This window comes from Calothrix sp. PCC 7507 (genome assembly GCF_000316575.1).
Taxonomy (GTDB): Bacteria; Cyanobacteriota; Cyanobacteriia; order Cyanobacteriales; family Nostocaceae; genus Fortiea.
In genome coordinates, this window is sequence record NC_019682.1 from 2,182,274 (window position 1) to 2,202,626 (window position 20,353).

Annotated in this window: 21 protein-coding genes; 15 read left to right on the forward strand and 6 right to left on the reverse strand. The window is 40.0% G+C overall.

Annotated features, from left to right (window positions below):
- Positions 1-22: 22 nt before the first annotated feature.
- Both rimP and CAL7507_RS09520 read right to left on the reverse strand, forming a co-directional pair.
- On the reverse strand, positions 23-484 hold the full coding sequence (gene rimP / locus CAL7507_RS09515) for a ribosome maturation factor RimP (RefSeq protein ID WP_015128248.1): 462 nt from the start codon (positions 482-484) through the stop codon (positions 23-25).
- Between the two features lie 249 nt (positions 485-733).
- On the reverse strand, positions 734-2,173 hold the full coding sequence (locus CAL7507_RS09520) for a hypothetical protein (protein ID WP_015128249.1): 1,440 nt from the start codon (positions 2,171-2,173) through the stop codon (positions 734-736).
- A 263-nt stretch (positions 2,174-2,436) separates the two neighbouring features.
- Here CAL7507_RS09520 and CAL7507_RS09525 point away from each other — a divergent pair, with 263 nt between their 5' ends.
- The gene (locus CAL7507_RS09525; protein ID WP_015128251.1) at positions 2,437-3,090 is read left to right on the forward strand and encodes a peptidoglycan-binding protein; all 654 of its coding nucleotides are present in this window, start codon (positions 2,437-2,439) and stop codon (positions 3,088-3,090) included.
- Between the two features lie 198 nt (positions 3,091-3,288).
- A complete protein-coding gene (locus CAL7507_RS09530) occupies positions 3,289-3,870 on the forward strand; it encodes an HD domain-containing protein (RefSeq protein WP_015128252.1) in 582 nt (193 codons plus the stop codon).
- An 83-nt stretch (positions 3,871-3,953) separates the two neighbouring features.
- Here the strand turns inward: CAL7507_RS09530 and CAL7507_RS09535 are convergent, their stop codons facing one another.
- A complete protein-coding gene (locus CAL7507_RS09535; protein ID WP_015128253.1) occupies positions 3,954-4,970 on the reverse strand; it encodes a ribose-phosphate pyrophosphokinase in 1,017 nt (338 codons plus the stop codon).
- Positions 4,971-5,263: 293 nt separating this feature from the next.
- Here CAL7507_RS09535 and CAL7507_RS09540 point away from each other — a divergent pair, with 293 nt between their 5' ends.
- Entirely contained in the window at positions 5,264-5,746 is a 483-nt protein-coding gene (locus CAL7507_RS09540; protein WP_236556921.1) for a transposase, read from the forward strand.
- A 432-nt stretch (positions 5,747-6,178) separates the two neighbouring features.
- Positions 6,179-6,445: a hypothetical protein gene (locus CAL7507_RS09545; protein ID WP_015128254.1), complete on the forward strand. Its 267-nt coding sequence runs from the start codon at positions 6,179-6,181 to the stop codon at positions 6,443-6,445.
- A 71-nt stretch (positions 6,446-6,516) separates the two neighbouring features.
- Here CAL7507_RS09545 and CAL7507_RS09550 read toward each other — a convergent pair whose 3' ends face one another.
- Together CAL7507_RS09550 and CAL7507_RS09555 are read right to left on the reverse strand one after the other, a co-directional pair.
- Positions 6,517-7,968 (reverse strand): pentapeptide repeat-containing protein, encoded by a 1,452-nt coding sequence (locus CAL7507_RS09550; RefSeq protein WP_015128255.1) that lies wholly within the window; start codon positions 7,966-7,968, stop codon positions 6,517-6,519.
- 174 nt (positions 7,969-8,142) lie between these two features.
- Positions 8,143-8,904, reverse strand: coding sequence for a pentapeptide repeat-containing protein (locus CAL7507_RS09555; RefSeq protein ID WP_015128256.1), 762 nt, complete (start codon positions 8,902-8,904; stop codon positions 8,143-8,145).
- Between the two features lie 285 nt (positions 8,905-9,189).
- Here CAL7507_RS09555 and CAL7507_RS09560 point away from each other — a divergent pair, with 285 nt between their 5' ends.
- The 8 genes from CAL7507_RS09560 to CAL7507_RS09595 all read left to right on the forward strand — a co-directional run bounded on the left by CAL7507_RS09560 (position 9,190) and on the right by CAL7507_RS09595 (position 17,531).
- Complete coding sequence (locus CAL7507_RS09560) at positions 9,190-10,386, forward strand: FAD-dependent oxidoreductase (protein ID WP_015128257.1); 1,197 nt, start codon at positions 9,190-9,192, stop codon at positions 10,384-10,386.
- 8 nt (positions 10,387-10,394) lie between these two features.
- On the forward strand, positions 10,395-11,057 hold the full coding sequence (locus tag CAL7507_RS09565; RefSeq protein WP_015128258.1) for a hypothetical protein: 663 nt from the start codon (positions 10,395-10,397) through the stop codon (positions 11,055-11,057).
- On the forward strand, positions 11,054-12,520 hold the full coding sequence (locus CAL7507_RS09570) for a class I SAM-dependent methyltransferase (protein ID WP_015128259.1): 1,467 nt from the start codon (positions 11,054-11,056) through the stop codon (positions 12,518-12,520). The genes CAL7507_RS09565 and CAL7507_RS09570 overlap by 4 nt, the downstream gene beginning before the upstream one ends.
- Positions 12,521-12,797: 277 nt before the next feature.
- Positions 12,798-14,036 carry an ABC transporter substrate-binding protein gene (locus CAL7507_RS09575; protein WP_015128260.1) on the forward strand — a complete coding sequence of 413 codons (1,239 nt, stop codon included), beginning with the start codon at positions 12,798-12,800 and terminating at the stop codon, positions 14,034-14,036.
- A gap of 7 nt (positions 14,037-14,043) precedes the next feature.
- On the forward strand, positions 14,044-14,994 hold the full coding sequence (locus CAL7507_RS09580; RefSeq protein ID WP_015128261.1) for a branched-chain amino acid ABC transporter permease: 951 nt from the start codon (positions 14,044-14,046) through the stop codon (positions 14,992-14,994).
- A gap of 14 nt (positions 14,995-15,008) precedes the next feature.
- Positions 15,009-15,611 (forward strand): Uma2 family endonuclease, encoded by a 603-nt coding sequence (locus tag CAL7507_RS09585; protein ID WP_015128262.1) that lies wholly within the window; start codon positions 15,009-15,011, stop codon positions 15,609-15,611.
- Positions 15,612-15,633: 22 nt separating this feature from the next.
- Entirely contained in the window at positions 15,634-16,566 is a 933-nt protein-coding gene (locus CAL7507_RS09590) for a branched-chain amino acid ABC transporter permease (protein WP_015128263.1), read from the forward strand.
- Positions 16,567-16,730: 164 nt separating this feature from the next.
- A complete protein-coding gene (locus tag CAL7507_RS09595) occupies positions 16,731-17,531 on the forward strand; it encodes an ABC transporter ATP-binding protein (protein WP_015128264.1) in 801 nt (266 codons plus the stop codon).
- Between the two features lie 34 nt (positions 17,532-17,565).
- Here the strand turns inward: CAL7507_RS09595 and CAL7507_RS09600 are convergent, their stop codons facing one another.
- Positions 17,566-18,465 carry a DUF4351 domain-containing protein gene (locus CAL7507_RS09600; RefSeq protein ID WP_015128265.1) on the reverse strand — a complete coding sequence of 300 codons (900 nt, stop codon included), beginning with the start codon at positions 18,463-18,465 and terminating at the stop codon, positions 17,566-17,568.
- Between the two features lie 23 nt (positions 18,466-18,488).
- Between CAL7507_RS09600 and CAL7507_RS09605 the strand changes: the two genes are divergently transcribed.
- The 3 genes from CAL7507_RS09605 to CAL7507_RS32295 are packed head-to-tail and all read left to right on the forward strand — an operon-like array spanning position 18,489 to position 20,227.
- Positions 18,489-19,220, forward strand: coding sequence for an ABC transporter ATP-binding protein (locus CAL7507_RS09605; protein WP_015128266.1), 732 nt, complete (start codon positions 18,489-18,491; stop codon positions 19,218-19,220).
- Between the two features lie 27 nt (positions 19,221-19,247).
- On the forward strand, positions 19,248-19,811 hold the full coding sequence (locus CAL7507_RS09610; RefSeq protein ID WP_015128267.1) for a Uma2 family endonuclease: 564 nt from the start codon (positions 19,248-19,250) through the stop codon (positions 19,809-19,811).
- A complete protein-coding gene (locus CAL7507_RS32295) occupies positions 19,796-20,227 on the forward strand; it encodes a hypothetical protein (protein ID WP_015128268.1) in 432 nt (143 codons plus the stop codon). Before CAL7507_RS09610 ends, CAL7507_RS32295 begins: the two co-directional genes overlap by 16 nt.
- Positions 20,228-20,353 lie beyond the last annotated feature (126 nt).

A 20,353-nucleotide genomic window follows, 5' to 3' on the forward strand; every position in this document is an offset into this window, starting at 1 on the left:
TCTCTAATCCCTAGCCCCTCATTTACCGACGCTCATCCAGCTGCACCCTGGTAATTAGGGTACGGGGAATTTCGACTGTACGACCTTTTTGGTTTAGGTAAACTGTATTCTCGTCCCGGCGAATCAATTGACCTGTCCACTCTTGCTGTCCGTCGTAGGGTGGGGAAGTGGAGATGATGACAGGAAATCCTTTGAAAGAAATAAACTCTCTATCGGTTACGAGTTGTCGTGAAACACCAGGACTGGACACTTCCAAGACATAGGTATCTGGAATGATCTCTGCCGCATCTAAGGAGGCTTCTAAAGCACGACTCATCCGTTCACAATCATTCAGCCCTGTGTCCTGCTGAGGATTACGGATGTCTATCCGCAAAGTTGGCGGACGTTGATTGGTGTGGAAAACCACAGCAACAACTTCTAATCCCAGTTCTTCTGCTACTGGTGATGCCAAATCAATAATTTGTGGAATTAAAGGATGAGTCATGCGAGAATTCAATAAAAAAAGTGGGCATTGACCCACTTCCTGCGATAGGGATATCTTCCAAGAAGTCTTGTGACGAACCAAAACATGGTTCGACTCTAACCTGAGTTTAGCGCATTTCTTTGGAGGCAGTAGGCATAAATTAATATATGGTCATTCGGCATTTGTCATTTGTCATTTGTTCTTTTCTGCCCCTGCTCCCTGCCCCCTGCTCCCTGCCCCCTGCTCCCTGCCCCCTGCTCCCTTGCCCCTCTACCTTTCTCTGCCTGGTAGCACGCTACCTCTTACTGGTGGGACTGATGCTTGTGTGCGTAGCTGTCTGGTTTGCTCTAGAATTTGGTCGATATCTTCTTGGGACAAGCGCTGGACGTAGTTGAGCTTGACTTCTTCTAAGAAATCAAAAAGTAAGCTTTGAATTTCTGAAAGTACGTGTTTTTTCTGTACTTCTGTGCTTAGAGCTTGGCTAAACCGTTGCACTAGTTGGCTGGTGAGTTTTGCTGAGACAGGATCTGTTACGGCACTAACTAGAGCATTGTATAGATTTGTGGTGATTTGGGTTGCCAGTTGCTCACTTAGCTGGGTTTGTGCTTGTCCCACTCCTGGTAAACTTTGCAGATTGCGATAGATAGGCACTTGATGAAGGACGGTTTCGATGTTGTGGCGCAAAATGGCTGTGATCTCTGGTTGAATTTTGGGTAGTACTTCGTAGACAACTGTTTGGACTAACAAATTGGCGATCGCTTCCATTTCGTTGACATTATTAATATCTATGTAGGGGCGTAGGTTCTCTTGTTGCACTAGCCAGCGCGTTAACTCGCCTCGTTTTATTGATCCCTGAATTTGGTTAATTACTCTCACCACCACAATTTCGGTGAGTTCTTCGGCAAAATTCGCGACGATGCCTTGGTTAATTTGCCGCCATACTGGATGCAAATTTAATAACTGTGCCTGATCGAGACGAATTAATACTGATATAAATCGTAACGAGCGCCAAAATGGCAGCAATAAAAATAAGTCATACCAACGCCACAATGCCGCCTCTAACCAGCTAAAACCGGGATGACGGCGTCTGATATAAAAAACACGTACCAGTAACTCTAGGGCAAATAAAGCTACAAATGGCAAGTCAATCAGCCAAAAATTATCAATATATTCGCCGTCCTCGCTGATTTTGCGGTAATAATTGCTGGCTATTAAGGGTTTGATTTTCTGGTTGAAAAAATTAATTTCTGGTTTCCAGCCCTGTTGAGTTAAATACTCCTGACTCCAAAAAGTGTTAAAGGCTTGTTTTGCAGATTCTTTGCGAATGCGATCGCGCATCCGGTTTTTGATTTTTTCTAGGTTACCACTCTTACCTGCCGCCGCAAACGGATTGGTGTTAATCATCTCACTAGTTAGACGGCTGATTTCCTCTAGCTTGGTTTTTGCTTGAGGTGACTTTAACCCCGTTTGGCTCACCTCTTCTTCTAACGTCGCTACTGTTTCCAAATAGTTTTTTGTTTCTCGATGCGGTTCAATGCCTTTAACAGGATCATAAATTTGCGTAATTTGGGGAAATCTTCGCCAGTAAAATTCTCGCCACGGTACGTAACTTAAATCAAACAGAACTAAGCATAGGTTTACTGTGGCAGTAATTGCCATCAGTCTTTCAAAGCTAAGTTGTAGACGCTTTGGAGGTTGGGAAGGAGTCATTTTTAGTGTACGATTATACAGGTATTGAATATAAGTTTCTAGATTATATAGTTTTGGCTCTTTGTCGTATATCTCTACTATTCAATGAAAATCAGCCCCTAGGGGGATGATAATAATTATTAAAAAACATTAATTAAATTAACCAATCAAACTCCAATGAATGAAAAATCATTACTAATTGAGAAAAAAGATGTACAAAAAAACTTAAAATGCACTTGTCAATTTCTTTATCTTGCTGGTTTAACCTTAAGGAGTTTTAATTTATGTGGTGTGGGTTTGGAAAATCAAGTGTAACCATTGCTACTATCTGCATGGTGACAGCGAGCATAACGATTTCAGATACAGCATTTGCCGCCAGTTATAAGCCACAGCAATTCCGATCTGTGTTGCGCGGATTGGGATATAATGTCAAGGTGACAAATACACCCTTGACTGATGAGGAAACTCAAAAGGCAATTAAAGAATTTCAAAAGGGTTACAAGTTAACTGTAGACGGCATCGTGGGGCCAAAAACTGAAGGTCTTGCCGCCAAAATTATTCAAACTTTGCAGCAAAACTTGAATAAGGTACTGAAGCCCAAAACTCCTTTACCTGGGGATCAATTTTATGGACCCCAAACAGAAGCGGCGGTGAAGGAATATCAGAAAAAGCTTCAGCTACAAGAAACTGGAATTGCTAATTTAGCACTCCGTCAGAAGTTGAATGAAGAAGCAGGTTCTACGAAGCCAGCGCCTAAACCTACAGCCTCACCAACACCAACAACGACACCAACCGCGAAACCGACTACAAAGCCAACAGCGAAACCAACAGCCACACCGACGGTAAAACCAACAACGAAACCAACGGCCACACCGACAGCCACACCGACAGCCACACCGACAGCCACACCGACAGCCACACCGACATCTACGCCTTAAGCTTCAGCAAAAAATTGAGATTTAAAAGTTTTAAGTCTGCTAATTTGAAGCTTCTAAGTCTCTACCCTTGTAAGTAGGTAAAAGGGGACGGCGATCGTCTTTATGGTGATTCGTCCCCTTTGTGGCTGTGAGTATTAAATCAGTGAACAGTGATCACTTCTACTGATAACTGTTGCAAAACTTCCCCAATCCCCAATCATGCTTTCAGAACGCTTCACTACGGCACTTACCTATGCAACCCAGCTACACGCCAACCAAGTACGTAAAGGTTCGGGTGTTCCCTACATCGCGCATTTATTGGGTGTCACCAGTATTGCTTTAGAGCATGGGGCCAATGAAGATGAAGCCATAGCAGCTCTGTTACATGATGCTATTGAAGACCAAGGGGGTGCGGCGACTAGAGAAGAAATCCGCGATCGCTTTGGGGACGATGTCACAGCTATAGTCGATGCTTGTACTGATGCCGATACAACACCTAAACCTCCTTGGCGACAGCGCAAAGAGGCATACATTGCCCATATTCCTACTGCTTCACCATCAGTATTGCTTGTCTCAGCAGCGGATAAACTTTACAATGCCCAGTCTATTCTGAGAGATTACCGAATAATCGGCGAATCACTTTGGCAGCGCTTTCAAGGGGGCAGAGAGGGTACTCTTTGGTATTATCGGGAACTGGTAGATGCATTTAAGCGGACAAGTGCAACTGCGATTGTCGTAGAGTTAGAAAGAGTGGTTTTAGAATTGGAAGCATTGACAGTTGAAAAAGGGAATGAAGGCTGAAGGTTGAAACATGGGAAATTTCATCCTCCATTCTTCATACTTATTTACACAGAACTGTAACAAAAATGACAGTTCTTTTATTACTAGCGGAACATACTACTTACTGAAGTATCTTCATGAATTCGCCAGATGGTTTCTCCTAGTAGATTAGCCACTGAAAGCACTACTAGTTGTGGAAAGCGACTGCTTTCTGGCATTGGAATCGTGTTGGTGACGATGACTTCTTCAAATAAACCACTGGATAATCGCTCAATTGCCGGGGGAGAGAAGACTGCATGAGTTGCACAAGCATATACTTGGCGTGCGCCTTCTTCACGCAGCAATCTTGCTCCAGCAGCAATTGTGCCGCCAGTATCAATCATGTCGTCCACCAAAACAGCTGTTTTGCCCTTAACATCGCCAATGACGTTCAAAACTTCGGCGACGTTATGAGCTTGGCGGCGTTTGTCAATAATCGCTAGTGGGGCATCACCCAGCTTTTTAGCAAAAGCTCTAGCTCGTGCGACACCGCCGACATCGGGGGAAACAACCACAAGATCAGGCAGTTTTTTACTTGCTAGATAATCTAGTAAGACTGGTGAACCGTAAACATGGTCAAAAGGTATATCGAAATAGCCCTGAATCTGCGCTGAGTGCAAATCCATTGCTAAAACGCGGTTAGCACCTGCTTGTGTAATCAGGTTAGCCACCAGCTTGGCAGTAATTGACTCCCTTCCTGCCGTTTTTCGGTCAGCGCGGGCGTAACCATAGTAAGGGATTACTGCTGTCACCTGTCGAGCGGAAGCCCGACGACAGGCGTCAATCATAATCAGTAATTCCATTAAATGATCGTTGACGGGTTGACAAGTTGGTTGGATTAGATAGACATCACAACCCCTAATCGATTCCTGGATTTGAACATAAAGCTCGCCGTCCGCAAATCGTTTACGGATCATTGGTCCTAAATCCATGCCCAGGTAACGAGCTACTTCTTGAGACAGTGGTACATTGGCGGAGCCAGAAAAAAGCCGCAGGCGATGATTTTCAGTTAGTCCTGTTGCAGCTGGCTGCACTTTTAAAGTTGCAGAACTGAGCACAGCAGATCCTCGATGTGCATTCATGGCAATCTTAACATCAGCAATTTAGCAAATTTAACCGAAATAGTGTAAAAAAATATCTGTAAAAGTTAAAACATTCCTACTTCAAATTATAGTTTGATAACTTTTGAGTATTTTTAGTAAGCAAACCATAAATAGCTTAACTGAACAATGAGACTTATTGTTCTAATTTTTTTAGTTTGACTGCAAAAAACTAAGTTTCTCTGAGGCTGGTTTGATAGAATGCTGCTGCTATCCATACTCGAGGGAAAATAGGGACTGGAGGTTGGGGACTGAGGATCTAGGATTTTGAGAGGATGCAAGGGCGGAGATTCAATGGCGGAAAAACCCTGCCCCTACTGATTCACAACCACTTTTCACTCCATCCTGATTTGAAAGCCAAGCGCGACCTTTTAACCTCAATCCCTGGTATTGGCGAGCAGACTGCTGCTGTGCTTTTAACAGAAATGGGTTGTGTGGAACAATACCGTCATGTTCGGCAGTTAGCTGCTCATGCTGGCTTAACTCCCCAAGAACGTTCTAGTGGCTCTTCGGTGCAGGGTAAGTCTCGCTTATCTGGAGTTGGCAATGCCCGACTCCGAAAAGTACTCTATATGCCTGCTGTTGCTGCTATGTGCCATAATCCTCTGTTTAAATTGTTTGCACAACGATTACTTGAGCGTGGCCAGGTCAAAATGCAGGTTCTTGGTGCTGTGATGCATAACCTCCTGCATTTTGCTTTTGGGATTTTAAAATCCCAAAAGCCTTTTGACCCTAATTATTTCATTACTGCCTCTTGACGAATCAAGGCAGTATCTACAAGAATAATTTTTACTTCATCCAAGAGGCTCATACTGTAGGTTTTTACAGATCTATGGCGATCGCAAAAATCCTTAACTGAGTGGTATTGGAGTAGAGTACGGGTATTTACTATAGTAAGTTTTAGTTAATACATTAAATGTTATTTATACTTAATTGATATTGCACAAACTTCATAAAAAAATACGTAAGTATTTTTTCTTGATGAATACCAGCGTTATCTATGATATTCCTCGCTAATGAGATGGCAAAATTGGAAAAGAAAATATCAAGCTAAAATTACATAGTTTTTTTATATTATTTTTCTCAATTAACTAGAGATTTGAAGGGAAAAGTAGATTTAAAAATATGAATTTAGCATCTAAATATTTTAGTGTGAGCATCTCCCCTGATTAGAGAATTGAGTAAAGTTTATGAGTAAGCGACTAAGTCTGAAAAAAAGCAAGCTTAATCCAACTGATATTAAAATTATGCTATTGGCAACATTTGTTATGACAGTATTTTCTACCGGTTTTTATAGTGTGTTATTAGTATTATCTTCTATTGATTTCATATCAGACGCAGCCTCAACTTCTCCTACATCTATTCCTTGGATTGATAATCAAGTTGACTGTAATCACACTGGTAGAACTTGGTCTAATGAAAAGTGTTGGGATTATGAACATGATTCTTCGTTCTGATATGTAGCAATTCTAATTACTGACGATTAAAGTTAGATGCACCCAGATAAATATACTATAACAACTTTGACTTAAACCCATTGTCGCCAATGGGTTGGGGCTTCCATGTCATCGGGTAGACGAGTTGTGCGATCGCCTAACGCTGTTGTAATCTGTTGTGATTCGAGGTTTTTGACTCCTGTCAAGATTGCGCCTTCTAACTTCACATCACAAAGATTTGTGCCAGAAAGGTTTGCCCCCATGAGGTTAGCACCGTGGAGGTTAGCTTCGTAGAGGATAGCTCTAGAAAGGTTGGCTCCTATCAGGGTTGCTTGATACAAGTCGGCTTCTGTCAAACTGGCTTCTGAGAGATTAGCAAAATAAACTTCTGTTTGTTGAAGTTTGGCTGCATTCAGGTTGGCTCCTGAAAGATTAGCGCCATTCAAGTTGGCTCCTTGTAGGTTAGCGCCTATCAGACCTGTCATGTGCAAGTTGGCTTTCCCCAATTTTGCCCCTTGCAAGTTAGCTAAAAACAACTTGGCTCCTGAGAGGTTAGCGACTTTCAGGGTTGCTTGTTGTAAGTTGGCTTTATATAGATTTGCACCTTGCAAGTTAGCTGCACGCAGACTTGCTCCATAGAGGTTAACTGCACGTAGGTTAGCTCCACATAAGTTGGCTCGATTTAGGTTTGCCCAAGAAAGGTTAGCTTGATGCAGATTGGCTTGAAACAAATTAGTTTCATAGAGAATAGACCCAGAGAGTTTAGCACCTTCCAAGTCTGCCCTACGGAGGTTAGAGCCGCGCAAATCTGCCCCAGATAGGTCAGATTCACGCAAGTCTGCCTGTTCTAAGTTGGCTCCTAATAGGTCTGCTCGCCTGATGTCTGTCTTGCGTAAATCTAGTTTTTGATTTTCTCGGTCTTGTAGTGAATTACGCCTACCAATTACTGTCAGGGCTACTTGAATATCCGTGCGAATTTTGGGTGATTCATTATAGGAGTGCAAATCTGTCGGGCTATTCTGCTTGCCAAAGGATATCGGTGATGAATCTTCTTCCTTTGGTGCTTCCTGCCCGTGGATGGGAGTATTTTCACGGATAAAGGCAGTGAGAATTTCCATGATTGTCCAATGTTCTTTAGGAAAATCCTGGGCGACTCGTTCTAGTGCATAAATTGCGCCTATTCGGGTTTCGATTTTCTCATGCCCAAGCTGGGCAATTGCTGACATAAAGCGTTTTGCAACTAGCTTTTCTTGGGATAGTTTTGTGTTTTGCGCCCTTATTTGGACATTTTTTTCAGCAGCGATCGCACTTTTGGACAAAGCTTGGGCACGCTTTGCACCATAATAAGCATTCAGCATCACTGCCAATCCTAGGAAAATTATTCCAGCAGTTGCTAGTGCTTGAATACTGTATTGTATTTGTTGCTGAATTGACAGTCCCCGAATATTAGACAATCCGAAGACAATGAGAGTCAGTGACAGCGCAAATATAACTGTTATGGCTATCGACCAATTTAAAAATACGCCTGTCTTGTTAGCAGACATAGCAGAATTATTCCTCACAACCTAGGATTATTACTTAGAGGTTTGGGAAGATTAGTATAGCATTTAGCTCAAAATTTGCATATGCGCTAGAAGACTTAATTGATTCTACTGTGACTTCAAGAGTTGAATATGCTCCATTAGACCAATTGTGCGATCGTCCCAAGCTACCGGTTGTTACATATCCCCTAGATTCATATCTAATGTATCTAAGTGAGGCAATTGGCAATCTCTGAGATTAGCTTGATTCAGTATGGCATCATTGAGAATTGCCTGATGCAGGTTGGCTAAATATAGGTTTGCCCGATAAAGGTTAGCACCAGAAAGATTTGCTGCTTCTAGGTTTGCTGCACTGAAAATCGCCTTTGCTAAGTTTGCGCCAGAAAGATTTGCACCTTTGAGATTAGCTGCAGTGAGAATTGCACCATACAGGTTAGCACCACGCAGGTCTGCACCGGAGAGGTTGGCTTGATAAAGGTTTGTGTTTTCCAAGCTAGCTCCACAGAGGTTTGCACCCATCATATTTGTATGACTCAAATCTAGTTGCTCATTTTCTGGGTCTTGCTTAGTATCTCTTCTCGCAATGACAGTCAGAGCTGCTTGAATATCTATACAAATAGTTGATGATAGATCAAGTTGGTTATCCGTTTGGGGTAGATGAGATGCATGATTCCTCACAAATTTTGTGAGAATTTCCATGATTTCCCAGTGAAAATTTGTCTCGGATTGGGCGATTTGCTCTAAATCATCAATTGCAGCCAGTCTGGCTTCTATGTTGCAATTATTTATATCGTTAATTGCGATTCTGAAGCGTTGTCTGGGTGATTGATTGTGATGATTTTTTCTGGGCTTTTGTGTAGGAATTACCTGCAAATATAGCAATTTTAAATGAATATTATTTTTATTTAGCCAATTTTTTGTTGCCTGGTAAGCATTCATAATTACTTTTAATTTCTCCAATAAAATTTTAATAAGGTTATTTTTATATGCATTTTAGTTGAAGGAATATTTTTTGGATGGATAAAATTTTAATATGTATTTAGCCTTAGAATTATAGTACAAAAAAAATCGCTGATCAATAATCATTACTTAAACATCATATATAGATTTCCGAATTCTTTGAGAAGTCGGGAATCTATTACCTGAGAATTTTATAGTATACAAATAAAATCTGGAATAGCTGATTTGGTTACAGTAAAGAGAAAACATTACTGAAGTATCTAGATGCAACAAAATTTACAACCAATAGTTAAAGAGCTAGTACTGATTGGTGGTGGTCACAGCCATGCTATTGTGCTGAAGATGTTTGGCATAAAACCATTATCTGGTGTTCGTTTGACTTTAATCACTATAGCCTCAGATACACCTTATTCTGGGATGCTACCAGGACACGTTGCTGGATTTTATAGCCATGATGAATGTCATATTGATTTACGAACTTTAGCCAACTTTGCTCAAGCACAGTTGTATATTGACAAAGTTGTTGGTCTGGATTTACAAAACAACAAAGTAATCTGTGCTAACCGTCCTGCTGTCAATTTTGATGTGCTGTCTGTCGATATTGGCAGCACTCCAACTACAATATCTGTATCAGGTGCAGCAGAATACACAATTCCCGCGAAGCCAGTTTCACAACTATTAAAACATTGGTATCAGCTACTGGAAAGTGTTGCAGCAAATCCGCAAGCGTCGATTAGTATTGGGATTGTGGGTGGTGGCGCTGGCGGTGTGGAATTAGCGCTATCAATGCAAGCGCATTTACAAAAAATTCTGCAACCAGAGAATTTGGCAATTCACTTATTTCAGCGTCAAAATGAACTGATGCCTAATCATCATCAGTCAGTACGGTGTCAAGTTAAGCAAATTTTAACTAAGCGCGGTATCAAGCTGTATCTGGGAGAAACAGTTTGTCAAATTGAGCCAAAGAATATGACTCCTAATCTAGAGAGGATTAATAAAGTTAAATGTGAATCTGGGTTAACAGTCGAGTGCAATAAAATTTTTTGGGTAACACAAGCATCAGCACCCCAGTGGTTAAGAACAACAGGATTGGGGATTGATGAGCAAGGCTTTATTTTGGTAAATGACAAATTACAATCGCCAACGCACCCCCACATATTTGCAGCGGGTGACATAGCCAGTATGGTAAATCATCCCCTACCGAAAGCTGGGGTGTTTGCTGTGAGACAGGGTAAGCCTTTATTTGAGAACTTGCAGCGAGTTTTGTTAGGTCAGGCTCTCAAACCCTACAAACCACAGAAAGAATATTTGAGCTTAATTGGTACGGGTGATGGGAGAGCGATCGCTACAAAATCTGTTTTTACTTTACCACCCCATAAACTCTTATGGCTGTGGAAAGTTTGGATTGACCGCCGCTTTATGGAACAATTTGGTGAAAGACTAGGGAAAAATCTACTTTAGTGGAAAATATGACAATTTTGACCATAGAAACCCTCTGCTCAGAAGCTGCAATATTTTCATCCGCCGAGTCTCGACACCCAGAACCTCTACTTTACGGCATCACAGACGGCAAAGCTATCGGAACATATTTGGAACAAAAGTTTAGGATTTATCTTACGGAGCGGTATGAGTTTGTTAAAGGTAATTCAGCAAGTGGTATTGATTTTCCAGGACTACTTATTGATATTAAGGTGACAAGTATTAGACAACCACAATCATCCTGTCCTTTTAAATCTGCACGGCAAAAGATTTTTGGTCTTGGGTATTCCCTGATAATTTTTGTTTACGATAAAAAAGACAATAGTATAAATAGAACTGCTAATTTAAATATTTTACATACTATTTATGTAAGAGCCGAAAGAACAGCAGATTTTCAGATGACTCGTGGAATTATTAATATTTTAAAAAACGAAGGTAATAAAGATGACTTGATTGCTTTTATATTTGACAGAAATCTACCCGTTGATGAAATTGAAGCAGCTAATATTGCAGACGAAATATTGATAAATCCTCCCCGACAAGGATTTTTAACTATCTCTAATGCTTTGCAATGGCGGCTCCAGTATGGAAGAGTAATTGAGCGTGCTAGTCAAGAAGAAGGCATAATCGCTGTTTACAGAGCTAACCTATGATTTCTAATGTTCACAAGACAAAAATAGAATACGGGGATTTTCAGACACCACTGGAGCTAGCTGAAAGGATATGTCAGAAGTTGCTAGAAATGGGTGTTAATCCTGATGTCATAGTTGAGCCAACATGTGGGTTGGGTAATTTCATTGAAGCTGCTGCAAATTCGTTTCCGTCTACAGATAAGATTTTCGGAATTGAAATTAACCCCAATTACTTACAAGAATTTAAAAGCAAAGAGCGATTGTTAAAAGATAGCAGAATTGATATTCAACAAGGAGATTTTTTTCAATTTGATTGGTTGTCATTAGTAAACAAGTTGAGTGGAAATATACTAGTACTTGGTAATTTTCCTTGGGTAACGAACTCACAACAAGGAAGTATTGGAGGGAATAATTTACCTGATAAGTATAATTTTCAAAATCATACTGGCTTAGATGCAATGACAGGTAAGAGCAATTTCGATATCTCAGAATGGATGCTAATACAGGTTATTCAATGTTTACAGAAGCGTGATACTTATTTGGCAATGCTTTGTAAAGCTTCTGTTGCCAGAAAAGTATTGAATTATATTTACTCTCATAAGCTGAATCTTGCTTATTGTGCAACTTATAACATAGATGCTAAGAAGTATTTTGATGCCAATGTTGAAGCTTGCCTATTGTTCTGTCGGTTTGATTTAAACTCACAAAACTACTACTGTGACGTATTCAGTGGTATCGATAGTTCAAAATTTCATCGCATAGGATATCGAAATGATATTCTGATCAGAGATATAGCCGCTTTTGATAATCTGAATAAATTATATGATAATAAATCTAAAACAAAATGGCGATCCGGCGTCAAGCATGATTGTTCAAAAGTGATGGAGCTTCGCAAGGCTGATAACATCTTTATAAATGGGTTCGGAGAGGCTGTTGATATAGAAGAAACCTATCTTTTTCCTTTGATGAAAGGCTCTGATATTGCTCAAAATCGCACACATACTACTGACCGATATATTATCGTTACTCAAAAATTTGTTGGTCAACCAACTGAATACGTCAAAGATTTAGCTCCTAAAACTTGGAATTATCTAGAGTCCCATACAGAACACTTAGATAAAAGAAAAAGTAAAATCTATCATAATAATCCTCGATTTTCTGTTTTTGGAGTTGGTTTATACACTTTTACGTCTTGGAAAATTGCAATTTGTGGACTTTATAAAAAATTAGACTTTAGATTGGTTGGCAAAATAGCTAATAAGCCTGTAGTATTTGATGATACTGTTTATTTTCTCAGCTTTGATGATGAGGTAGTGGCAGACAAAAATTTTGAGATGTTGACTTCGCCAACAGCAATAGAATTTTACTCATCTCTAATATTTTGGGATGAAAAGCGTCCTATCAAATCTAGTATTTTGAATAGTTTAAACTTGCAAGTTTTGGCAGATATAAATTCCAGAAACAAAATAGTGATGGTAGATTAGATAAAAATCCTAATATCTGTCCTAAAATCCGTTGTATAAACTAGATAGATGCTGGTAGTGTTGCTATCACATAACAGAAAGTAAAATATCTTAAGAAAAAAATAAAATATTTTATAAGCCAGATAGGATGAGTATTTAATTTTTTAAATATACGTAGGGCAGGCTACAGATACTTAGATTTTTTCAATGATCAAATCGGATTCCTATAAAATACTTGAAACCTTCGCCTTAGCATGGTCAAATAAATATGATCCCAGAATTAGATTATTATTAATCCATGAAGAAATCAATTGTGCTGACAACAACATTTTTTGCTGGCTGTACTATGTTATTATCGGCTTGCAACGACGTTAAAACTAGTACAAACCCCGTAGCTCCAACAAACGCTGCAACCAATACCGGAGACACAGCAGCTACATCTGGTGCGATTTCCATTGGTATCGCTGTTGCACAAACCAGCAATGTAGCATTACTTGGTCAAGAGGAAGTTGCTGGAGCTAAAATTGCTGAGAAGTATTTCAACAATCAAGGTGGTATTAATGGTACTCCGATTAAATTAGTATTTCAAGATACTAGTGGCGATGAAGCTGGAGCAATTAATGCTTTTCAAACTTTAATTAATAAAGATAAGGTTGTTGGTATTGTAGGGCCAACTTTATCGCAGCAAGCTTTTAGTGCTGATCCAGTTGCAGAACGTGCGAAAGTACCAGTTATTGGTCCCTCAAATACTGCTAAAGGAATTCCCGAAATTGGTGATTATATAGCTCGTGTTTCTGCACCTGTTTCTATCGTTGCACCTAATTCGGTGAAAGCAGCACTCAAGCAGAATCCTAATATTAAAAAAGTAGCTGTTTTATTTGCTCAAAATGATGCATTTAGCAAATCAGAAACAGAGATTTTTCAAAAAACTGTTAAGGATCAGGGTTTGGAATTAGTCACAGTCCAAAAGTTCCAAACTAGTGATACAGATTTTCAAACCCAAGCAACCAATACTATTAACCTCAAACCAGATTTGATTATTGTTTCTGGGTTGGCGGCTGATGGTGGTAACTTGATCAGACAACTGCGGGAACTAGGTTATAAAGGCTCAATTGTTGGTGGTAATGGTTTGAATACCTCAAACATCTTCCCAGTTTGTAAAGCATTTTGTGATGGTGTGTTGATTGCTCAAGCTTACAGTCCAGAGCATAAAAGTGAGATTAATGATAAATTTCGCAAAGCTTATTTTGACCAGTATAAGAAAGAACCACCACAATTCAGTGCCCAAACTTTCGCTGCTGTACAGGTATATGTGGAGGCTCTCAAAGATTTAGATAAAAAGAGCAAAGTTGGTAAATTACAACTGCCACAACTGCGGACAGATTTGAATAAGCAGCTACTTACTGGTAAATATAATACTCCACTGGGCGAAATTACATTCACACCCATAGGTGAGGTGGTGCAAAAAGATTTTTATGTAGCCCAAATTAAAATAGATAAAGACGGTAACAATGGTAAATTCACATTTCTTAAATAGGCTTTAAATGGATCTAAGTCTGTTTTTACAACAATTTTTAAATGGGTTATCCATTGGCAGTGTTTACGCTATTTTTGCTTTGGGATATACCCTAGTTTATTCCATTTTGGGCATCATTAATTTAGCGCATGGTGCGATTTTTACCCTGGGTGCATATTTCACTTATGCACTCATGGGTGGTACATTTGGGTTTAATGGGTTGCTGGCTAATTTGACACTGCCGATAAAATTACCGTTTGCGATCGCCTTAATTATCGGTAGCAGTCTAGCCGGATTAGTTGGGGTAGTGATGGAACGGATTGCTTTTCAACCCCTACGCCGTCAAGGTTCCGATCCTTTATTGACGGTAGTCTCCAGCTTGGGTGTAGCGGTGGTAATCGTTAACTTAATTCAGTACTTAGTAGGTGCAGAAAGTTACACATTTCCAGTAGGCACTTACGGAAGCTTACCACCTGCAATTAACTTTGGGAGTGCTGAAAACCCCATTCCGATTCGTAGTGTGCAAGTGGTGATATTTGGCGTATCTGTGGTAATTTTGGCAATTTTGACTTATTTCATTAATCGTACTAAATATGGTAAAGCCATGCAAGCGATCGCAGAAGATCAAACTACTGCGAGTTTGTTAGGAATTAACACCGATGGCTTTATTATATTGACATTTTTCCTCAGCAGTTTCCTAGCAGGATTAGCCGGAACTTTAGTGGCTTCTAGCGTGAGTATTGCTGGCCCTTACTTTGGAATTGCTTTTGGTTTAAGAGGTTTAGCTGTGATTGTGTTGGGGGGTTTAGGTAGTATTCCCGGCGCAGTATTAGGCGGTTTAGTTATCGGACTAGCGGAAGCATTTGTCCCAGGCGAATATTCAGCCTTTAAAGATGCTGTTGCTTTCGGAATATTATTTATTATGCTGTTAGTTAGACCACAAGGTTTGCTAGGAAGGCGATTTATTCAGAAAGTTTGAAGAGAAATAGCACAATGAAAACATATACCAAACAAAAATTAACTTTCGATGATTTTTTAGAACAGTGTCCAGAAGAGGGGTTATATGAACTTGTAGATGGAGAAATTGTAGAAGTACGCGCAACCAGAAACCATGATGATGTTGCTGATTTTATGTTGTTTGCTTTCAATGATGAAATTAGACGACTCAATCTAAATTATGTAGTTAATAACACAACAGTGTTTAGAACTATCACAGGTAAAGGAATAGAACAAGGGCGTAAGCCTGATGTCAGCATCATAGATAAAGATACGTGGCGCTCAAATCGTTCTGCTTATTCTGCACTTGAAGAACCTATCCAGTTAGCTGTCGAGGTGATATCAACTAATTGGGAAGATGATTACATTGATAAATTGGATGAATATCAACGTTTAGGCATTAAAGAATATTGGATCGTTGATTATTTAGCAATTGGCTCAAGGGAGTATTTAGGAAATCCCAAAGTTCCGACTGTGTTTGTTTTTATTCTAGATGTTGAAGGTAAATATCAACGCACACACTTTAGAGGTTCAGAACGAATTGTATCGATAACTTTTCCAGAATTGGCGCTGACAGCAGAGCAAATACTCACGGATTAAAAGTTGAGAAAAATATTTTAAAATGGCTGATTTTTTTGCTACTTACGGTTCTTTAATTGTCTCTATGGTGTTGGGGGCGCTACTGGGACTGTCCCTTTATTTACCATTAATGGCTGGACAATTGTCTTTGGCTAGTCCTGGATTTTATGCTGTGGGCGGGTATATTTCAGCCATTTTATCAACGACAATTTTTGCTACTCCTCCTAGCAATTTATTTCCCATTCCTCTGCTGTTAATAGAAATGGTTATTGCTGGGATTGTATGTGCTTTATTGGGTTTTGCTGTGGGAATTCCTGTGATAAGATTGCGGGGAATTTATTTGGCGATCGCTACTATTGCTTTTGTCGAAGTTCTCCGTGTTATTTGTCTCAATCTGGAAATTACAGGTGGTGCAATTGGGATTCCAAATATTCCTCAACCTTTCACAACACAAATTGAATATTTATGGATTGCAATACCATTATTAATAATTAGTATAATTTTATTTTACCGCTTAGAGCGTATTCGTTTAGGTAGAGCATTCATCGCTATTAGAGAAGATGAATTAGCCGCAGGTGCGATGGGAATTAACCCAACTTACTACAAAGTTTTGGCGTTCACATTAGGAGCAATTATTGCTGGATTTGTTGGTGCTATTAGTGCCCATTTTTTGAATACTTGGAATGCTCGTCAAGGTACTTTTGATGCTAGTATTATCTACTTAACTTTCGTATTAATTGGCGGTTCTAGAACTTTTTTAGGTTCAATAGTCGGGGGTATGGTATTTACAGCCCTACCAGAAGTTTTGAGAAATCTCGCTGATACAGGCGGTTTACCTATTTGGCTAGCCCAATTCTTGCGGGATGGTAGATTAATTATTTTTGGGGTATTGATTGTGGTAGGGACAATCTTTTTTCCCCAAGGTTTGGTAACACCAGATATTTTTAAAAGACGGAAAAAAAGCCTTGGCGAATAGAATTCGCAGCTATAGAAGCAAAGTCCACCTCCGCGGACTAACAAAATGTTAAAGTCGAGCGAACGCGAACAGCCTCTCACAGAGAAGCCGAGATGTTAAGGTTTTAAACCTGCGGAGGCAGGTTTTGTCTGTATAACCGCGATTTCTAATCGCCAGGATACTACATGAAAATCAACTTTACAAACAACAAGCAAGCAGTTAATAATGATATTATTTTGGAAGCGAAAGCTATAACTCGCCGCTTTGGTGGTTTAGTTGCAGTAAATAGTGTATCTTTTGCAGTCGCAAAACATGAAATTTTTGGACTAATTGGCCCTAATGGTGCTGGTAAAACCACATTATTTAATTTGATTACAGCTTTAATTCCACTTTCCAGTGGAAATTTAGTTTATCAAGGTACAGAAATTTCCCAAATGCGTCCCCATGAAATTGCAGGTTTGGGTATCGCCCGCACCTTTCAAAATATCCGCTTGTTTGGTGAATTATCGGCGTTAGATAATGTAATTATAGGTAGCCATTTACATACTAAAAGTGGTATAATCAAGGGGCTTTTAGGATTACCACCAGCGCCTAGTGAAGAATATAAAAGTAGGCAGAAAGCTTTGGAGCTATTAGAACTAGTAGGATTGAGCGATCGCGCTGATGAAAAAGCCAAGAACTTTGCCTATGGTGATCAACGTCGCCTAGAAATTGCCCGCGCCTTAGCCCTCCAGCCACAGGTATTACTCCTCGATGAACCTGCGGCGGGGATGAACCCTAATGAAAAGCAATACCTGAGTGAATTTATCCGGAGTCTGCGAGAACAGTTTAACTTGACGATTATCCTAATTGAGCATCATGTACCATTGGTGATGGGTTTATGCGATCGCATCGCCGTTTTAGATTTTGGACAGTTGATCGCACTAGGTGAACCGTCTGTAGTTAGAAATGATCCAGCTGTGATCGAGGCTTATTTGGGAGAATAAGTAACGTGGATTTGAGCGATCGCATCTGTAAAATTTAAGCAGGCAAACTGCGGATAAATTCTTCTAAAGAACTCACAGCTAAAGCACTATCAATCAGACTTTCTAATTGCTCTACACTCTCGCCCTCAAACCTTACTTCCACCTCATGGGGAATTTCGCCAAACCGTTGTCGTAATATTCGGATTAATTGGTTTCTTACTCCTTGCTGCACACCCTGCTGAATTCCTTGCTGCACACCCTGCTGAATTCCTTCCTGAAGTCCTTTCTGAAGTCCTTCAGCCAAAATTTCGTTATACCAAGGCGATTCTCGCAATATAGCCATATCCCACCTCATGATTTGTTGCACTAAAGGGCTATCTAACACAAAGCTAGCAAAAAAAGCTAGCAAAGGCTCTAACTGATTCAACTGTGCATCCGTTCGCAGCATTTGTAAGGCGCGTTGTACAACTGCGGCTTCTCCACCACCTCGCAAGATGGGAACAAATGGGAGTAAAGATGGTAATGGTTGCTGAAACACTATCTCGGCGTCAACTTCCCACAAATTAATCACGCGATAATCTTGAATAGCACGTAATCCCAAGAATTCCTGCTCGTAACTGCTGACAACCTCTAAAGTAGGCGGAGGCGGTAAAATGTTGATTAGCACTGGATAAGTTGGCAGTCGGTAGCGCTCTTGTGCTAAAGCTGCATAAGCTCTCATCCGTAGAGGCATGTGTTTTGTGTAACGCAACTGTAATTCGTTGAGTACCAGAAAATCGCCGTAGTCTTTGCTGTATGCTTTCACTAAAACATCTGTTTCTCGGCTAATCCACTGAAACTCTGAAGCCAAAATCTCTTTCGCCACCACTTCAGGAAGTTGCGTTACCCATTTTACCCATGCATCGGGAGCGAGACTAATCAGTCGCTTACCACCTGTATCTGCTGCTTTTGCCACAGGAAACTTGATCTAAACTACCAATGAACCCTGATAATACACCAAATTATACTGTTTTAGAAATCCGAGATATTAATGTTAATTACGGCGGTATTCAAGCTCTCAAAAAGATTAATTTAACTATCCGAAAAGGTGAAGTAGTTACCTTACTTGGTGCTAATGGTGCTGGTAAAACTACTACACTCAGAGCTATTTCTAAAATAGTAAATCTTAAAAGTGGCGACATTATATATAATGGACGGAATATTAATCGTTGCCAAGCTCACGAAGTTGTTAAATTTGGTATCGCCCATTGTCCGGAAGGACGGAGAGTATTAGCAAGGCAAACAGTTTTAGATAACTTACTGTTGGGTGCTTATATTCGTTCCAACCAAGCAGAGATTAAAGCAGATATTCAAAATCAATTTGAGCTATTTCCTCGGTTGGCACAAAGACGCAATCAACTAGCAGGAACTCTCAGCGGTGGTGAACAACAAATGTTAGCGATCGCCCGGGCTTTAATGAGTAGACCAAAACTCTTACTTTTAGATGAACCAAGCTTAGGTTTAGCCCCTGCTATAGTGAGAGAAATTTTTTCCATTATTGAAAATCTGCGTGATACAGGTGTGACAATTTTATTAGTTGAACAGAATGCCAATCTAGCTTTACAAATTGCTGATCGTGGATATGTTTTAGAAGCAGGTTCTATTACTTTAACAGGTGCTGCGTCAGAGTTAATTAGTGATGAAAGAGTAAGAAAAGCTTATTTAGGTTAATTATCCTAACTTAGGAAGTGCAAGCAAATGGTAAAATCTCCCACTAAACCCCTAACCTTAGAAGAGTTTTTAAAACTACCAGAAACAAAGCCAGCAAGTGAATATATCAACGGTCAAATTATCCAAAAACCTATGCCACAAGGAAAGCATAGTACTCTTCAGGGTGAATTAGTCAGCAACATCAATTCTGTAACCAAGCCTCAGAAAGTTGCCCGTGCTTTCCCAGAATTGCGGTGTACTTTTGGCGGACGTTCGATTATTCCTGATGTGGCTGTCTTTGCTTGGGAACGCATTCCCTTAGATGAAAATGGAGACGTGGCGAATGTTTTTAGGACTTATCCAGACTGGACAATTGAAATTTTATCACCTGATCAAAGTCCCACAAAAGTAACCGGCAATATCTTACATTGCCTAAAACATGGTAGTAAATTAGGTTGGCTACTTAATCCTGAAGAACGTTCAGTTTTAGTTTATCCACAAAATCAGCAACCAGAGTTTCTAGAAGAAGAACAACAAATATTACCAGTTCCCGATTTATTGAAAAACCTACAATTAACTGTAGGACAACTATTTGGGTGGTTAAAACTTTAGGATTGCCAAAAAATAAATTACTCAATAAATGTGGGAGAAGCAGAACGCGAAAAAATTACACTTCCACAAGGACAGAATCCGATAGCACTTCTGGTATCCGAGTCTTTTTTAATGCTGTAGCAACTGTTTTCTACGATCCTCTCTACTTGGAGGATTATGACTTCAGCAATGCTAGACCTGGTAGACATCGAGGATTTAAAGGATCTTTGGTTCGTGTCTTGGAAGACGGTACAGAGCAAGCGATTGAGTCAAAACCGAGAAACAACACCGTGAATGTTGAACGATCGCAGCGACAGATGAGTTTACTGCTGGATACTTTCATTGTGGAATATTTTGAGGCAAAAGCTGGTGAACAGGGGGTGCAAGGGTTGATTAATCAGGTGTTGGCAGAATATATTCATAATTGCGAGCGCTAGATCAAAAACTCACGCCATCTCAACTAATTTTTATTACAAAAGATTACGATTTTCGTAATATATTGGGTTTGCACCCTTGTTTTTGGGTGTCTATCTTTGTCTAGACGCGAGTTTTATCGCTTAAGT

Coding starts and splice junctions, on each gene's coding strand:
- rimP (WP_015128248.1), bottom strand. CDS start 484: ATGACTCATCCTTTAATTCCACAAATTATTGATTTGGCATCACCAGTA.
- CAL7507_RS09520 (WP_015128249.1), bottom strand. CDS start 2,173: ATGACTCCTTCCCAACCTCCAAAGCGTCTACAACTTAGCTTTGAAAGA.
- CAL7507_RS09525 (WP_015128251.1), top strand. CDS start 2,437: ATGTGGTGTGGGTTTGGAAAATCAAGTGTAACCATTGCTACTATCTGC.
- CAL7507_RS09530 (WP_015128252.1), top strand. CDS start 3,289: ATGCTTTCAGAACGCTTCACTACGGCACTTACCTATGCAACCCAGCTA.
- CAL7507_RS09535 (WP_015128253.1), bottom strand. CDS start 4,970: ATGAATGCACATCGAGGATCTGCTGTGCTCAGTTCTGCAACTTTAAAA.
- CAL7507_RS09540 (WP_236556921.1), top strand. CDS start 5,264: ATGCAAGGGCGGAGATTCAATGGCGGAAAAACCCTGCCCCTACTGATT.
- CAL7507_RS09545 (WP_015128254.1), top strand. CDS start 6,179: ATGAGTAAGCGACTAAGTCTGAAAAAAAGCAAGCTTAATCCAACTGAT.
- CAL7507_RS09550 (WP_015128255.1), bottom strand. CDS start 7,968: ATGTCTGCTAACAAGACAGGCGTATTTTTAAATTGGTCGATAGCCATA.
- CAL7507_RS09555 (WP_015128256.1), bottom strand. CDS start 8,904: ATGAATGCTTACCAGGCAACAAAAAATTGGCTAAATAAAAATAATATT.
- CAL7507_RS09560 (WP_015128257.1), top strand. CDS start 9,190: ATGCAACAAAATTTACAACCAATAGTTAAAGAGCTAGTACTGATTGGT.
- CAL7507_RS09565 (WP_015128258.1), top strand. CDS start 10,395: ATGACAATTTTGACCATAGAAACCCTCTGCTCAGAAGCTGCAATATTT.
- CAL7507_RS09570 (WP_015128259.1), top strand. CDS start 11,054: ATGATTTCTAATGTTCACAAGACAAAAATAGAATACGGGGATTTTCAG.
- CAL7507_RS09575 (WP_015128260.1), top strand. CDS start 12,798: ATGAAGAAATCAATTGTGCTGACAACAACATTTTTTGCTGGCTGTACT.
- CAL7507_RS09580 (WP_015128261.1), top strand. CDS start 14,044: ATGGATCTAAGTCTGTTTTTACAACAATTTTTAAATGGGTTATCCATT.
- CAL7507_RS09585 (WP_015128262.1), top strand. CDS start 15,009: ATGAAAACATATACCAAACAAAAATTAACTTTCGATGATTTTTTAGAA.
- CAL7507_RS09590 (WP_015128263.1), top strand. CDS start 15,634: ATGGCTGATTTTTTTGCTACTTACGGTTCTTTAATTGTCTCTATGGTG.
- CAL7507_RS09595 (WP_015128264.1), top strand. CDS start 16,731: ATGAAAATCAACTTTACAAACAACAAGCAAGCAGTTAATAATGATATT.
- CAL7507_RS09605 (WP_015128266.1), top strand. CDS start 18,489: ATGAACCCTGATAATACACCAAATTATACTGTTTTAGAAATCCGAGAT.
- CAL7507_RS09610 (WP_015128267.1), top strand. CDS start 19,248: ATGGTAAAATCTCCCACTAAACCCCTAACCTTAGAAGAGTTTTTAAAA.